Here is a 15,618-nt window from a genome sequence, read left to right on the forward strand (position 1 = left end):
AATCGCCCGACTGACAGATGCACCGAACGATTCTGAGGAGGCCGCATGGAGGAGCAAGACGCGCCAAAACCAACCTCGGAGCGCCATGTACCGGTCCTGAAGGATCGGTGCATCAATTTGTTGGCACCAGGTTTTGAGGCGGCCCGCAGCCGTGGAGAAACGCCCGTCGTCATCGATGCCACGTTGGGAATGGGTGGCCACTCCGAAGCCATGCTGCAGAGGTTCCCAGACCTGCACCTTGTAGGAATAGACCGGGACGAAGAGGCCCTGGCCTGCCGGAGAGCGCCTGAAGACGTTCGAGACCCGGACCGACCTCGTCCACGCCGTCTATGACGAGATCGAGGATGTCCTTGCTGATCTCGGCATCCCCGAGGTGCACGGCATCCTCATGGATCTCGGTGTCTCTTCACTCCAGCTGGACGAGCGTGAGCGTGGTTTCGCGTACTCCTACGACGCTCCGCTGGACATGCGGATGGACACCAGCCGAGGCCAGACTGCCGCTGACGTCGTCAACAACTATTCCGAAGAGGATCTGGTGCGGATTATCCGCAAGTGGGGCGAAGAGAAGTTCGCAGGCAGGATCGCAAACCGCATCGTCACTGCGAGGGCCGCCCGGCCTTTCGCCACCACGGGCGAACTCGTCGAACAGATCCGCGACGTGGTTCCTGCGGCAGCCGCAAAGTCCGGGGGGCATCCGGCGAAACGAACTTTCCAGGCATTGCGGATTGAAGTGAACGAGGAACTTGACGTCTTGGAGAGGGCAGTACCTGCGGCCCTCTCGGCCTCAGCCATGGGGGGACGCGTAGTGGTGATGTCGTACCACTCACTCGAAGACAAGATCGTCAAGTCCGTGTTCCAGTCCAGGTCCAAGTCATCGGCTCCGCTCGGATTCCCGGTGGAGCTGGAAGAACACAAACCTGAATTCAAAACCCTGACTAAAGGCACAGAAGTGCCAACATCCGAAGAAATCGCCGAAAACCCGCGTGCGGCATCTGCCCGCCTACGGGCTGTGGAACGCATCAAAGCGAGGAGAAAAGCATGAGCACCGCCGCCGCGAAGATCCTGCCGACCACGGTCGGCAACACCGCGCGCGCCCTGCCCGTCCGGGGTCCGGAGCGCGACGCCCCTCGCAAAGCCAGTGACGCTGCTCTCGCTCGTGCAAAGCGTTCCGGGACGGCGACGCACCCCGTTCGTGGTCTTTTGCTTCGGAGTACTCGCCGCAGCCCTGTTGACTGTCCTGGTGCTCAATATCTCCGTTTCCACGGCCCAATACGACCTGGTGAAGCTGAAGAACGACGCTGCATCCCTGACCAAGCAGAACCAGGATCTGACACAGCAAGTCCAGAACTACGAGGCTCCCCAGAATTTGGCCGCCAAGGCGGCAGAATTGGGAATGGTAGCTTCCACTGCCACGGGCCAGATCGACCTGGATAACCTCACGGTCACAGGAAAAGCGACGCCGGCGACCAAGGGACAGAATCCCGGTGCCGTCATTGCAGCTCCTGCGGTGGCGGGCCAGCTCAGTGTCGTATCGCCCGCACCCGCCAAGGACGATTCGTTGGACAGCCGTAAGTCCAGTTCGGCTGCGGATGCGACGCCGGCTAAACCGGCGGCACCGGTGGTTCCTGCGGCCCCCAAGCCGCCGGTGGTGGATCTCCATGGTGGTTCGGTCCCCGTTCCACAGCAGAAGGTGCCCGGGCAGTAGCTCCAGCCGACCTGATATCTAGGCAAGCAGCAAGGAATCGACGTGGTGCAGAACACCGGCAAATCGAAGAACAAGAGAACGTCGGCGGCGAAGAAGCGCCTGCGCATCGGCCTCGGAATCATGCTGACGCTGCTGCTGGTGGTTGGGGGCAAGTTGTTCCTCGTCCAGGGCCTCGACGTCGGTGGCCTGGCCGAAGCTGCCTATCACAACAGGCTCACAACCACTGTCTTGCCAGCCGAGCGCGGAAAGATCCTTGACTCCAACGGCACTGTGCTGGCAAGCAGCGTCATCCGCTACAACATCGTGGTGGACCAAACGGTCAACACGAATACGGCTCGGTTTTCCCGCTACAACTCCCAAACCCAAGCCATCGATCTGATCTCGAGAACCCAAGGCATCGCAGAACTTGCCAGCACCCTGGGGATGGACGTCGGCCAGGTGACTCAAGCCCTGACGGGCGAGAAGAAGTACAACATCGTGGCCAAGGAAGTGAAGCCGGACGTTGAAGACCGGATCTCCCAGCTGCACATTCCCGGTGTGGTGTCGGAGGGCATCAGTAAGCGGGTCTACCCCAACGGAAGCGTCGCCGGGGGAGTCCTCGGATTCCTCAAGGACGGCACCACGGGCCAGGCCGGACTTGAGCAGACCCAGGATGCCCTCCTCCGGGGGCAAGACGGAAAGCGCACCTTCGAAATCGGGGCGGATGGCCTTCGCATCCCCGTGGCAACCGACCTGCTGACCCCCGCGGTCAATGGCAAGGACGTCAAGCTGACCCTGAACACAGACATTCAGTACTTTGCGCAACAGGCCATTCAGTCGCAGGTCAACCAGCTCAATGCTGAATGGGGATCGGTGGTTGTCGAGGACATCAAGACCGGCAACATCATTGCGATGGCCGACACGAATGCTCCTGACCCCAACGACCCCGGCAAGGTTGCGGCCGCGGACCGCGGCGTGCGGTCCGTGACGGCCGCTTACGAGCCTGGTTCTGTCGAGAAGATGATCACCGCGTCGGCCGCGATCAATGAAGGAAAATCCAACCCGCTGGACACTGTCACCATTCCGCCGGCTTTGACCATCGACGGGCAGACCTTCACTGACGCTTTCGAGCATGGAACTGAACAAAGGACCCTCGCCGGCATCCTCGGCTATTCGATGAACACCGGTACCGTGATGATCGGCAGCCGCCTGACAAAGCAACAGAGGTATGACTACCTCTCGCGCTTCGGTATCGGCGAAGCTCCTGACATTGGTCTTCCGGCCGAAACTTCAGGCATCCTGGCAAAGCCTGATCAGTGGGACGACCGGCAGCAATACACCGTGCTGTTCGGGCAGGGCGTTTCCCAGTCGACGCTCCAGACTGTCCGGGCTTATCAAGCAGTGGCGAACGGCGGCCTGATGCTCCAACCACGGTTGATCAATGGCTACGTGGGAGCCGATGGAGTCGAACAAAAAGTTCCTGCCAAGGATTCGCGGCAAGTCGTTTCCCAGGACACTGCCCAACAGGTTCGCGACATCCTCGAGAGCAACGTCACCATGGGCGAAGTGAAGGATGCCGGAATCGACGGATACCGGGTCGGCGCCAAAACGGGAACTTCCCAGGCGCCCCGTGAAGATGGCCTGCCGGGCTTCGACGGCTACACCGCGTCCATCATCGGAATGGCTCCCATGGAGAATCCGCGGTTTATTGTCGAGGTAGTTGTCCAGCGCCCCAAAGGAAACATCTACGGCATCACCCAAGGCCCGATTTTCCGTTCGGTCATGGGCCAGGTCCTGCGCACGTACAACGTCCCGCCATCTACCGGAACTCCGGCACGGCTCCCGCAGTACGGCAAATAGGGCCAGTACGGCAAGTAAGTCATATTCGCCAAGTAAGCTTGTTGGGCATCTGTCCCGCCACATTACGATCCACCCATGCCGTTTGCGGGGGCCTCAGGGTTCCCGCTCGGCCAGTTTTACGAGCACCAACGGAGACTCACTTGTCAGAGCAGAATGACGCCGCATCGATCCCTACAGGGAACCCGCCGGCTACGGACAAACCCGGCTTCCGGCCCGCCGTCGTGGCGTCAGTCTCCCTGGAGACCATCGCTGCTTCCTTGGGAATCGCGCTGCCTCCGGAATCCGGTGGCACCTCGGTGACCGGAGTGTCCCTCAACTCACGCACGGTAGAGCCGGGAGACTTGTATCTCGCTTTGCCCGGAGCCACGCGCCACGGAGCCGATTTTGTTTCCCAAGCCGTGGAGGCCGGAGCCGTGGCGGTCTTGAGCGACGAGGAGGGCGCACGCCAGTTGGCACTTGGCAACGAACTTGCTGTTCCGGTGCTGATCGTCAAGAGTCCCCGCGCCGCCGTCGGGCCCCTCGCTGCCCTTATTTATCGCAGCCAACCCAGCGACGAGGCTTCGCCCTCACTTTTTGGTGTCACAGGTACCAACGGCAAAACCACCACCACCTACTTCATCAATTCGCTCCTGCGCGCGCTGGGGAAGAATCCCGGACTCATCGGGACGATCGAAATACTTGCGGGCGGTGAGGCCATCCCGAGCCTGCTGACCACACCGGAGTCCACGGATGTCCACGCGTTGCTCGCGCTCATGCGTGAACGTGGCTTGGACGCAGCGTCCATGGAGGTCTCGTCCCACGCTTTGTCGTTCCACCGGGTCGACTCGGTCATGTTCGATGTAGCAGGCTTCACCAACCTGACCCAGGACCACCTGGACCTCCACGGAAGCATGGACGGGTACTTCCGGACGAAAGCCGAACTCTTCACTGCTGCACGCGCACGACGCGCTGTGGTGACCGTGGACGACGCCTGGGGACAGTTGCTGGCTGAAGAAGCGGAAATTCCCGTGACCACCCTGTCCGCAACGCAGGGCCGGGACGCCGACTGGACGGTGGAGTCCCTGGCTCCGCGCGGGCTTGGAACCGACTTCGAATTGCGGCACGGTGATGGAACTGTCCTGCGCGTGCACACGGGATTGCCGGGGGACTTCAACGTCGCAAACGCGGCCCTCGCGACCATCATGGTGCTCGACTCCGGTGTAGACCCCCTCGCGTTGCAGGCGGCGCTGGACAGGCACGATCCCTTCACCGTTTCGGTGCCGGGCCGGATGCAACTGATCTCCGATGCACCGGCATCCGTTGTTGACTTCGCGCATAATCCGGACGCGCTGGCGAGGGCCCTGAAAGCGGTCCGCTCCCAGGAACCCGGATCTCGCGTCATCGTCGTTTTCGGCGCCACCGGCCAGCGCGACCAAAGCAAAAGGCCGACCATGGGGGCCATCGCCGCCCGCCTCGCCGACGTCGTGATTATCAGCGACGACGACCCCCACGACGAAGACGCCGCAAGTATTCGCTCGGAAGTCATGGCCGGGGCTCAGGCTGCCCGCGAATCCGAGCACCTTGGCTGCGAGATCCTGGAGGCATATCCCCGGGATGTCGCCATCCGCGAAGCCGTGGCATTGGCCACCGAAAAGGACACCATCCTGGTCGCCGGACGCGGCCACGAGGTCTGGCAAGAGGTAAAGGGCGTCAACCTCGAACTCGACGACCGGGTAGAACTACGGGCTGCCTTGACAGCCAGGGGATTCAAAGTTTCCACGGACGAGCGGATAGAGTCCTAGACCGAGATGATTGCACTTACTGCGGCGGAAATCGCCGATATCACGAACGGCCGATTGGCAGCGGACCCGGGCATTGTCCCGGCGTCCGTCGTTACCGATTCCCGTGAGGTTGCTCCCGGATCGATGTATGTGGCCAAGCCCGGAGAGAACGTTGACGGGCACGCCTATGTAGGCGCGGCCTTTGAGCGCGGCGCCGTCTTGGCGCTGGCTGAGCGCGACGTGATGGACGACGACGGACGGCCTTACCCCGCCGTCGTCGTCGATGACGCCGTGCTCGCCATGGGTGCGCTGGCCGCTGAGTGCGTGCGCCGCATCCGCGCCGCCCGCGCGGCGCAGGGCGAGCCCTTTACCGTCATCGGCATCACGGGTTCCGCGGGCAAGACCACTACCAAAGACCTGCTGGCCGGTGTTCTTTCCCGGGCCGGGTCAACGGTGGCTCCGCAGGGTTCGTACAACGGCGAGGTTGGGGTTCCGCTCACCGTGTTCCGGGCCGATGCCGGCACCCGCTATCTCGTGATCGAAATGGGCGCCACCGGCGTGGGCCACATCAAGTACCTCGCCGAGATGGTCCGCCCGGATATCGGCGTGGTTCTTGGCGTGGGCACGGCGCACGCGGGGGAGTTCGGCGGCGTGGAGAACATTGCCAAGGCCAAGGGCGAACTCGTCGAAGCACTGGGCCGGGACGGAACAGCCGTCCTCAACTTCGACGACGCGCGGGTCGCGGCGATGGTTTCCCGCACCCAAGCCAAAGTGCTCGGCACAACGGCTACCGGAGCTACCGGCTCCGAGGTCGAAGCCAGGAATGCCGACATCGACAACGACGGCCACCCTGAGTTCGAACTCCAATTGCCCGACGGCGGGGCCTCCCATGCCGTCCACAGCAAGCTCATTGGTGCACACCACATCACCAACCTGCTTGCGGCCGCGGGCGCCGCGTTCGCCGCAGGGTTATCCCCGGCGGACATCGCGTCCTCGCTGAGCGAGCAGTCGCCGGCCAGCCGGTGGCGGATGGAACGCACGGAGCGGGCAGATGGCGTCACCGTCATCAATGACGCGTACAACGCCAATCCCGAATCCATGCGTGCGGCTTTGCGCACCCTTGCAGACATCGGCCAGGGACGCCGCACGTGGGCGGTCCTGGGCGCGATGCTGGAACTTGGCGAGGATTCAATCCGCGAACACACCGCTGTGGGGACCCAGGTGGTTCGCCTGAACATCTCCCGGCTGGTGGTAGTTGGCCGTGAAGCACGCGCGCTGTATATCTCCGCGATCCAGGAAGGCTCCTGGGGCGACGAGTGCAGCTTCACCGAAACTGCCGACGAAGCCTACGAACTCCTGCAGGCTGAGCTTCAGCCAGCGACCTGGTGTTGTTCAAGTCCTCGAATGTGGTCGGCCTCAGGTATTTGGGGGATCGGATAGCATTACCACCACAGGCCGGGAAGAGTGCGAACACCGCGGCTGCGACTGCCGCCACTGAAGGGAATGAGCTGCTGTGATTGCACTGTTGATCGGCGCCGGCGTCGCCCTCCTGGTGGCTTTGATCGGCACGCCACTCTTCATCCGCTTCCTCGTCACCAAGGGCTATGGTCAGTTCATCCGGGACGACGGACCCACTTCGCACCACACCAAGCGCGGTACTCCCACCATGGGCGGAACCGTGGTGGTGGCCGCCGTGCTTATCGGCTATGGATTGACCCACCTGATCATGTGGATGATTAACCCGCATTCACCGGGACCGTCCGCCTCGGGCTTGCTCCTGTTGTTCCTCATGGTGGGTATGGGATTCGTTGGCTTCCTTGATGATTTCATCAAGATTTCCAAGCAACGAAGCCTTGGACTCAACGCTAAAGCCAAGCTGATCCTTCAAGCATTCGTCGGCATTGTTTTTGCCGTACTGGTCCTGAATTTCCCCGACGCGAGCGGGATCACGCCGGCTTCCACGCATATATCCCTGGTCCGGGACATTCCGTGGCTGAACCTGGCCTTCGGCGGAACCGTCCTTGGGGCCATCCTGTTCGTTATCTGGTCGAACCTGATAGTCACTGCCGCTACCAACGGCGTCAACCTGACGGACGGACTCGACGGCTTGGCTGCGGGCGCATCCATCATGGTCTTCGGGGCATACACGCTCATGGGCATCTGGCAGAACAACCAGGCGTGCGGCTCGCCGCGTGAAGCGGGAAGCGGTTGCTACACGGTCCGCGATCCCCTTGATCTGGCCCTCTTGGCCGCAATCTGCAGCGCAGCGCTGGTTGGATTCCTGTGGTGGAATACATCCCCGGCAAAGATCTTCATGGGAGACACCGGTTCCTTGGCCATCGGCGGTGCGGTGGCTGGCTTTGCGATCCTCTCCCGCACGGAACTTTTGCTCGGCATCATCGGCGGGCTCTTCGTTCTCATTACCCTATCGGTCATTATCCAGGTGGGCTACTTCAAGGTCACCAAGGGCAAGCGGGTTTTCAAGATGGCACCCTTGCAGCATCACTTCGAACTCAAGGGCTGGGCAGAGATCACGGTGGTTGTCCGATTCTGGATTCTCTGTGGCCTGTTCGTGGCCGCGGGCCTTGGCATTTTCTATGCGGAATGGGTGGTGCTGTTGTGAGCTCAGATCCTCAAACCAGGCCTTCGGCCGCTGACCGGCTTAAGCACCTCGTCAGTTGGGACTCCGACTGGAAGGGTCTGCGCGTTGTGGTGACCGGCATCGGCATCTCCGGATTCGCGGCCGCCGACACCTTGATCGAACTCGGCGCTCGGGTGGTGGTGGTTGACGCCGCCACGAGCACGAAAGCCCTCGCCCAAGCGGACACACTGAAGATCGTGGGCGCGGCGGATGTCCTTCTTGGCCAGGACGCCGTGAATAAACTGCCTTTGGTCGACGGCGAAAAGGCCGAACTCGTTGTCACTTCTCCGGGTTGGCGCCCGGACCAGTCCCTCCTGGCAGCTGCCAAACGGGCACATGTGCCGGTGTGGGGCGACGTCGAACTCGCATGGCGGGTGCGTGAACGCGAGGGCCGCAAGACGGCCGACTGGCTCACGATCACCGGTACCAATGGCAAGACCACCACGGTGGGCATGGCCGAAGCCATGTTGCAAGCGGCGGGCCTCAAGGCGATCGCCGTAGGCAATGTGGGCACTCCGATCCTCGACGCCCTCCGTGACCCGGTGGAATACGATGCGTTCGCGGTTGAACTGTCCAGCTTCCAGCTGCACTGGGCTGAATCACTTTCTCCGGTGGCGAGTGTCTGCCTCAATGTCGCCGAGGACCACGTCGATTGGCACGGATCCTACGAGTCATATCTTGCGGACAAAGCCAAGATCTTCGAGAACACTCAGAAGGCGTGCATCTACAACGCCGAGCAGATCGAGACCGAACGCATGGTGGAGAACGCCGACGTCGTCGAGGGATGCCGAGCCATTGGGTTCACTACTTTGACCCCGGCGGTCAGCATGCTCGGCGTGGTCGAGGGACTCCTGGTGGACCGCGCGTTCATCGAAGAACGACGGAATTCAGCCGAGGAGCTTGCCTCGCTGGCGGACCTCGGTCCGGTGGCGCCGCGGCACATGGTCGCCAACGCGTTGGCCGCAGCGGCCCTGGTGCGCGCCTACGGCGTCGAACCCGCAGCAGTGCGTGACGGCCTCCGGAACTATCTTCCGGGTGACCACCGCATCCAGCCGGTGGCCAAGCAGAACGGTGTTCTCTGGGTCAACGACTCCAAGGCCACCAACCCGCACGCTGCCTCGGCTGCCCTGTCGGCCTTCGACAACGTGGTCTGGATCGCCGGCGGCTTGTCCAAGGGCGTCAACTATGACGAATTGGTCAAAAACAACGCACAAAAACTCAAGGCCGTGGTGTTGATCGGAACCGACACGACCGACCTGGAAGCGTCCCTCAAGCGACACGCAGCGGATGTGCCCGTAATCGGGCAGCCCAAGAGCGACACTGAAATGGTGCAGCCTGCCGACTCCCTTGGTGCCGCCACGGAACTGTCCCCGATCTTCGGCGACACCGTGATGGCCCAAGCTGTCGAGTCAGCAGCCAGTATTGCTGTCTCCGGCGATACCGTGTTGATGGCCCCTGCGGCTGCTTCCATGGACCAGTTCTCTTCCTACGCTCACCGTGGCGATGCTTTCATCAGGGCAGTTCGCGAGCTAGTGGAAGGCAAGGCACAGACCACCGAGGAGTAACAATGGTCAGCACGCCCACGCGCACCGGTCCCGGGAGGACCCGGGCCGGTAAGGCAGCCCCTGCTGGACGCGCCGCTGGCAATGCTCGGCCCTCGCGGTTGTCCCGCGTTCGTTCGGGGATCTCCGGGTTCTGGTCGACGCTTGAGGGAAGCGGTAAATCCAGAAGCGGATCCACGTATTACCTGATTCTCGGCGCTTCCCTTGCGTTGACAGCTATCGGAATCATCATGGTTCTTTCCGCATCCAGCGTCGAGTCGATTGCGATCGGCGAATCTCCCTACTCGATTGGCACCAAGCAAGCCACGTTCGCGGGTATCGGCATCGTTTTGATGCTGGTGCTTTCACGAATCAATGTCTTGTGGCTCAAGAGATTCGCGTGGCCGGCAGTCATTCTTGCCGTTGCCTTGTTGGTACTGGTTCTGGTCATCGGCAAGCGTGTCTTGGGCAACCAGAACTGGATCGAGATCGGCGGCTTCACCTTCCAGCCCTCCGAATACGCCAAGTTCGCGTTGGTGCTTTGGATGGCCACGGTCCTTTCCGTGAAGGCAAAGCTCCTCGACAAATGGACGCACGCCCTGGTTCCGATCGTTCCGGTCGCAGGCGTCATCATCACCTTGATCGTCTTGGGCCATGACCTTGGCACCTCGCTGGTGGTCATGCTCATTATGGCTGCCGGGTTGTTTTTCGGCGGCGTGAACCTGAAGCTCTTTGCTGCGGCCGGTGGTGTTGCCGCCGCTGCGGCGCTGATACTGGCGGTCACCAGCGGTAACCGGATGTGCCGGATCACCTCGTGGATGGGGCAGACGTGCGCAGGGGCGACGGATATCGGCTTCCAGAGCGAACAAGGGCTGAACGCCCTTGCCTCCGGCGGCTGGCTGGGCGTGGGGCTTGGCCAGAGCCGGCAAAAGTACCAATGGATCCCCGAAGCCCACAACGACTTCATCTTCGCTGTCATCGGGGAGGAGCTCGGCCTCGTGGGGACCATCGTGGTCTTGGTGCTCTTTGCCTTGCTCGCCGTAGCCATTTATCGCGTGGTCAGCCACCAGGAAGACCTGTTCGCCCGCGTGCTGGGTGGCTCGATCATGGCCTGGATGCTGGGGCAAGCGGCCATCAACATGGCCATGGTGGCCGGCCTGCTGCCGGTGATCGGCGTTCCGCTGCCTTTCATCTCCTACGGTGGTTCTGCGTTGGTGATGTCGCTATGCGGCGTGGGCGTAGTGTTGTCTTTGGCCCGCGCCCAAATGGCTTCTGCCAAACCTTTGAAACCGCGCGGGTGGCCTGCGAAATTTGCACGAAAGCGTACATAGCACTCCATGAATTCCCACTCCCAGGATTCCCCGACCAAGCCTCTGTCCGTGGTTATCGCCGGCGGCGGAACCGCCGGACACATCAGTCCGTTGCTCGCGATCGCCGATGCCATCACCTCGCTGCGACCGGACGCCACCATCCTTGCGGTCGGCACGCCCACTGGCATGGAAACGCGCCTCGTTCCGGCAGCGGGCTATGAGCTGGCCACCATCGATCGGGTTCCGTTCCCGCGGAAGCCTTCCGCTGATCTACTCAAACTCCCGGGCCGGCTCGCGGCCGCTGTCAAACAAGCCGGCCGCATTCTCGACGAGGCGCACGCCGACGTCCTGCTGGGCGTGGGCGGCTACGTCTGCACGCCGATGTACCTCGCGGCGTGGCGCCGGAAGATTCCTATTGTCATCCATGAGGCCAACACGCGCCCCGGACTTGCAAACCGTGTTGGCGCGATGTTCACCAAGCACGTAGCTGTGGCTTTCCCGGAGACCCGGCTCCGGCACGCCCGCCATGTCGGCATGCCCATGCGCAAAGCCATCGCCGGTTTGGACCGGAGCGCCGATCGCGCAGGAGCCAGGCAATCCTTGGGCCTTGACGCCGCACAACCCGCACTCATTGTGACGGGCGGGTCGTCAGGCGCCCAGAGCATTAACCGCACGATTGCCGGCGCGCTTCCCGCTTTGGCGGAAGCGGGAATTCAAACCCTGCACATCACCGGCCGCGGCAAGGCAGTCAAGAACGACGACGGCGCACCGCTTTCGGCCCATGGGTACCATCAGGTGGAGTATGTGGACGGCATGGAAAACGTCTACGCGGCAGCAGATGTCCTCCTTGCCCGTTCCGGAGCGGCAACTGTCAGCGAGGTGGCCGCCGTCGGGCTCCCCGCAGTGTTCGTTCCGCTGCCCATCGGAAACGGCGAGCAGGCCATGAACGCCTCCGCGTTGGTCAAGGCCGGCGCCGCCCTTTTGGTGGACGATTCGGCACTGACGGCAGAGTGGCTCACCTCCAAGCTGATTCCGTTGCTCAAGGATCAATGCCGCCTTGCGGAGATGGCCAGCAAGGCAAAGGGACTCGGCATCAGGAATGCTGATCAGCTGATGGCTGATCTTGTACTGGAAGCGGTATCCGAATGACCCAGCCCCTCGCACACCTCGATTCCCTCGGCCGGGTCCACTTCATTGGGATCGGCGGCGTGGGTATGTCCGCTGTCGCGCGCATCATGGTTGCCCGGGGCGTTGCGGTAAGCGGTTCGGATGCCAAAGACCTTCCGGTCATGGAGGATCTTCAGGCGGCCGGCGCGCGGATCGCGGTCGGCTATGCGGCAGGCAATCTTGGCGACGCACAAACGGTGGTCGCAGGTTCGGCCATCAGGGCAGACAACCCGGAACTGGCGGCTGCCCGAGCGGCAGGCATTCCGGTCCTGCACCGTTCCGAGGCCCTCGCGGCCACGATGGGCGCAGACCGCGTGGTGACTGTCGCGGGAACGCACGGCAAGTCCACCACCACTTCCATGGTGGCGGTGTTGCTCAAAGAAGCAGGCCTGGATCCGTCCTTCGCCATCGGCGCCAACGTCCCCGCCCTCGGCGTCAACGCAGCGCACGGAACCTCCGACATCTTCGTTGCCGAAGCTGATGAGTCAGACGGCTCCTTCCTCAATTACCGGCCCCTTATTGCCGTTGTCACCAACGTCGAGGCCGACCACCTGGACTACTACGGCACACCAGAGGCCGTCTACGCGTCCTTCGACAGCTTCGCGGCACTGCTGCCAGCCAGCGGCGTGCTGTTCGCTTGCGCGGACGACGACGGCGCCCGGGCCCTCGCGGAACGCACCCTCGCAGCGGGCAACACGCGGGTGCTGAGTTACGGTACGGCCGACGACGCTAACATCCGCTTGCACGATGGGGGACCGGGTGATGTGTGGGTGTCTGCCGACGGGCAGATGCACCGGCTCGATCTTCAAGTTCCCGGCCGGCATAACGCGTTGAACGCGGCAGCCGCCTTCGGCGTCGCCGTCGAACTCGGCGTGGCGCCTGAAACGGCTGCGGCCGCCCTGGGCCATTTCAGCGGGGCATCCCGGCGATTTGAATTCAAGGGGCAGGGGAGGGGAGTGCGGGTCTACGACGACTACGCCCACCACCCCACCGAGGTCCGCGCGGCTCTGTCCGCCGCCCGCTCGGTGGCAGGCGGGAACAAGGTGCATGTGCTCTTCCAACCGCACCTGTTTTCCCGCACCAGGGAATTCGCCGGGGAGTTTGCTGAGGCGCTCGGAGAAGCAGACACCGCCCTTGTGCTGGACATCTACCCTGCCCGTGAGTACCCCATTCCGGGGGTCACGAGCACCTTGATCACCGATCGCCTCACGAGCGGCAGGCTCGTTGCCGCCGGGCAAGAAGCATTGGACGCCGTTCTTGCTGCGGCCGGCGACGGCGACATCGTCCTGACTGTCGGCGCAGGCGACGTGACGGCCTACGGGCCCCGGATCGTGGAGTTGCTGGGTGGCTGATACGCGGAAACCCACCTTCAAGCCGCGGGCAGGAAACCGGCCGGGAGTCGTCAGCGCTGAGCGCAGCCTCGACGATCCGGTCGAGGGCGCGTCAAAAGCCGCAAAGGCCAAGGACAGCAATGTGCTGGCCTTTCCCGAGCCCAAAGCGCGCAAGCGTCGGCGGACGGCTCTGACGGTGGTGGCCATCCTCGTGGCCGTGGTTGCCGGAATCGTCGCCGCGGCAATCTATTCGCCGATCTTCGCTGTGCGAACCGTGACGGTTGACGGGACCAAAATGCTGCAAGCAGGGAGCGTTCAGAAGGCGCTGGAGCCAGTAAAGGGAAAACCGCTTCCGCAAATCAACGACGCCGAAATTGCCGCGCTGCTCAAGCCGCTGGTCCAGGTACGCTCCGTCACTACCGAAGCCCGGCCGCCGTCGGAACTGCTGGTCCACATCGTGGAGCGGGTACCCGTGGCGCTCGTCAAGAACGGCAGCAGTTTCTTCCTGGTTGACGTCGACGGCGTGCAGTTGGGTTCAACGCCCGACGCCGGATCCGTGCCGTTGCCGCTCATCGACGGACAAGGTACCAACCAGAACCTCTTCAAGGCGATCACGGCGGTCCTCGCGACGTTGCCCGCCGATGTCCTGGCGAAGATGGCCAGCGCCTCGGCCACATCACCTGACGCAGTGGAGCTCAAGCTCAACGACGGCAAGATTGTTGTGTGGGGAAATGCGGACGAGAAGGAACTGAAGGCGCGTGTTCTGGAAGCGCTTCTGAAGGCTCCGGCCAATCCGAAAGTTCCGGTGAATGTCTACGACGTCAGCGTACCGAGGCATCCATTCACCAAGTAGGCCATTTCATGAAGTAACAGGCCGGTGTTCGGGGGCTATTTTTCGGACTTTCACACGACACGCGGAGGCGGTCATTGAATGTCGGATTCATAGCCCATACCGTCACTTAAGAGTTACTTGACATAACTATAACCTTCAACTAGAGGGTTAAGGTCCAAGGATTCAAGTTGGACTCGATCTGTTTCGATATAGGACACAAGCAAGGGGCACGAAACGTGGCAGCACCGCAGAATTACTTGGCCGTCATCAAGGTCGTCGGCATCGGCGGCGGTGGCGTGAATGCAGTTAACCGAATGATCGAAGTCGGCCTCCGCGGCGTCGAATTCATCGCCATCAACACTGATGCCCAGGCTCTCCTCATGAGCGACGCGGACGTCAAGCTTGACGTCGGACGCGAGCTCACCCGCGGTCTGGGAGCCGGCGCCAACCCCGACGTCGGACGCCAGGCCGCCGAGGATCACGCCGATGAGATCGAAGAGGTCATCCGCGGAGCGGACATGGTCTTCGTCACCGCAGGCGAAGGCGGCGGCACCGGAACCGGCGGCGCCCCCGTCGTGGCCCGGATCGCACGCTCGCTCGGTGCCCTGACCATCGGTGTCGTCACGCGGCCCTTCACCTTCGAAGGCCGCCGGCGCGCCGGTTCGGCCGAGGCCGGAATCGACGCCTTGCGCGACGAAGTCGATACCCTCATCGTCATTCCCAACGACCGTCTCCTCTCCATCAGCGACCGTAACGTCTCCGTCCTGGACGCTTTCCGTTCCGCTGACCAAGTACTCCTCTCCGGTGTCCAGGGCATTACGGACCTCATTACCACCCCCGGCCTGATCAACCTCGACTTCGCCGACGTCAAGTCGGTCATGCAGGGTGCAGGCTCCGCGCTGATGGGTATCGGCTCGGCCCGCGGTGAAGACCGTGCGGTCAAGGCCGCCGAGCTCGCCATTGCCTCGCCGTTGCTGGAAGCATCGATCGACGGCGCCCACGGCGTGCTGCTCTCCATCCAGGGTGGCTCGGACCTGGGCCTGTTCGAAATCAACGAAGCCGCCCGGCTCGTGCAGGAAGTGGCCCACCCCGAGGCGAATATCATCTTCGGTGCCGTCATTGACGACGCCCTTGGCGACGAAGCACGCGTAACAGTCATCGCTGCAGGTTTCGACGACGTCAAGGCCACTTCGCCGTCCATGAACCAGCCTGCAGCCCAGCAGGCTGGCCAGCACCAGGCAGCTTCAGTCCCGGAGCGTCCGGCTGCGCCTGCCGCTGCCCCTGCATACTCGACTCCGCAGCATGCTGCTGCCGGCGTCGGCGCTTCCGGCCTCAGCAACTGGGGCCAGCAGCGTCCTTCGGCCTTGCCGGCTGATTCAGGTTTCGACGTCGACCTCCCGTCCGTCGTCGAACCGGACCTTTCGGGTAGCCGCACTGACGATCTCGATGTTCCGGACTTCCTGAAGTAACCGGTCCGTCCTAGCCATTTCAG

9 protein-coding genes and 3 pseudogenes are annotated in these 15,618 nt (G+C 62.7%); all 12 read left to right on the top strand.

The window, feature by feature from the left end:
* Window positions 1-45 precede the first annotated feature (45 nt).
* The 12 genes and pseudogenes from rsmH (at window position 46) to ftsZ (ending at window position 15,595) form a co-directional block, all read left to right on the top strand.
* Window positions 46-1,042, top strand: a pseudogene (rsmH, locus tag ACF0H6_RS20665) (16S rRNA (cytosine(1402)-N(4))-methyltransferase RsmH).
* Window positions 1,039-1,705: pseudogene (locus ACF0H6_RS20670) on the top strand (hypothetical protein). The pseudogenes rsmH and ACF0H6_RS20670 overlap by 4 nt, the downstream one beginning before the upstream one ends.
* A gap of 42 nt (window positions 1,706-1,747) precedes the next feature.
* Entirely contained in the window at window positions 1,748-3,544 is a 1,797-nt protein-coding gene (locus ACF0H6_RS20675) for a peptidoglycan D,D-transpeptidase FtsI family protein (RefSeq protein ID WP_395251272.1), read from the top strand.
* 140 nt (window positions 3,545-3,684) lie between these two features.
* A complete protein-coding gene (locus ACF0H6_RS20680) occupies window positions 3,685-5,325 on the top strand; it encodes a UDP-N-acetylmuramoyl-L-alanyl-D-glutamate--2,6-diaminopimelate ligase (protein ID WP_395251273.1) in 1,641 nt (546 codons plus the stop codon).
* A gap of 6 nt (window positions 5,326-5,331) precedes the next feature.
* Window positions 5,332-6,821, top strand: a pseudogene (gene murF, locus ACF0H6_RS20685) (UDP-N-acetylmuramoyl-tripeptide--D-alanyl-D-alanine ligase).
* Window positions 6,818-7,927, top strand: a complete 1,110-nt coding sequence (gene mraY, locus ACF0H6_RS20690) for a phospho-N-acetylmuramoyl-pentapeptide-transferase (protein ID WP_395251274.1) — start codon at window positions 6,818-6,820, stop codon at window positions 7,925-7,927. Before murF ends, mraY begins: the two are co-directional and overlap by 4 nt.
* Window positions 7,909-9,510, top strand: a complete 1,602-nt coding sequence (gene murD / locus ACF0H6_RS20695; RefSeq protein WP_395251275.1) for a UDP-N-acetylmuramoyl-L-alanine--D-glutamate ligase — start codon at window positions 7,909-7,911, stop codon at window positions 9,508-9,510. Before mraY ends, murD begins: the two co-directional genes overlap by 19 nt.
* 2 nt (window positions 9,511-9,512) lie before the next feature.
* Window positions 9,513-10,817: a putative lipid II flippase FtsW gene (gene ftsW, locus ACF0H6_RS20700; RefSeq protein ID WP_395251276.1), complete on the top strand. Its 1,305-nt coding sequence runs from the start codon at window positions 9,513-9,515 to the stop codon at window positions 10,815-10,817.
* A gap of 6 nt (window positions 10,818-10,823) precedes the next feature.
* Window positions 10,824-11,945, top strand: a complete 1,122-nt coding sequence (murG, locus tag ACF0H6_RS20705; protein WP_395251277.1) for an undecaprenyldiphospho-muramoylpentapeptide beta-N-acetylglucosaminyltransferase — start codon at window positions 10,824-10,826, stop codon at window positions 11,943-11,945.
* Complete coding sequence (gene murC, locus ACF0H6_RS20710; RefSeq protein WP_395251278.1) at window positions 11,942-13,315, top strand: UDP-N-acetylmuramate--L-alanine ligase; 1,374 nt, start codon at window positions 11,942-11,944, stop codon at window positions 13,313-13,315. The genes murG and murC overlap by 4 nt, the downstream gene beginning before the upstream one ends.
* Window positions 13,308-14,147, top strand: coding sequence for a cell division protein FtsQ/DivIB (locus ACF0H6_RS20715; RefSeq protein WP_395251279.1), 840 nt, complete (start codon window positions 13,308-13,310; stop codon window positions 14,145-14,147). The genes murC and ACF0H6_RS20715 overlap by 8 nt, the downstream gene beginning before the upstream one ends.
* Window positions 14,148-14,362: 215 nt before the next feature.
* Complete coding sequence (gene ftsZ / locus ACF0H6_RS20720) at window positions 14,363-15,595, top strand: cell division protein FtsZ (protein ID WP_395251280.1); 1,233 nt, start codon at window positions 14,363-14,365, stop codon at window positions 15,593-15,595.
* Window positions 15,596-15,618: the final 23 nt, after the last annotated feature.

Source organism: Arthrobacter sp. NA-172 (genome assembly GCF_043952055.1).
Classification (GTDB): Bacteria; Actinomycetota; Actinomycetes; order Actinomycetales; family Micrococcaceae; genus Arthrobacter.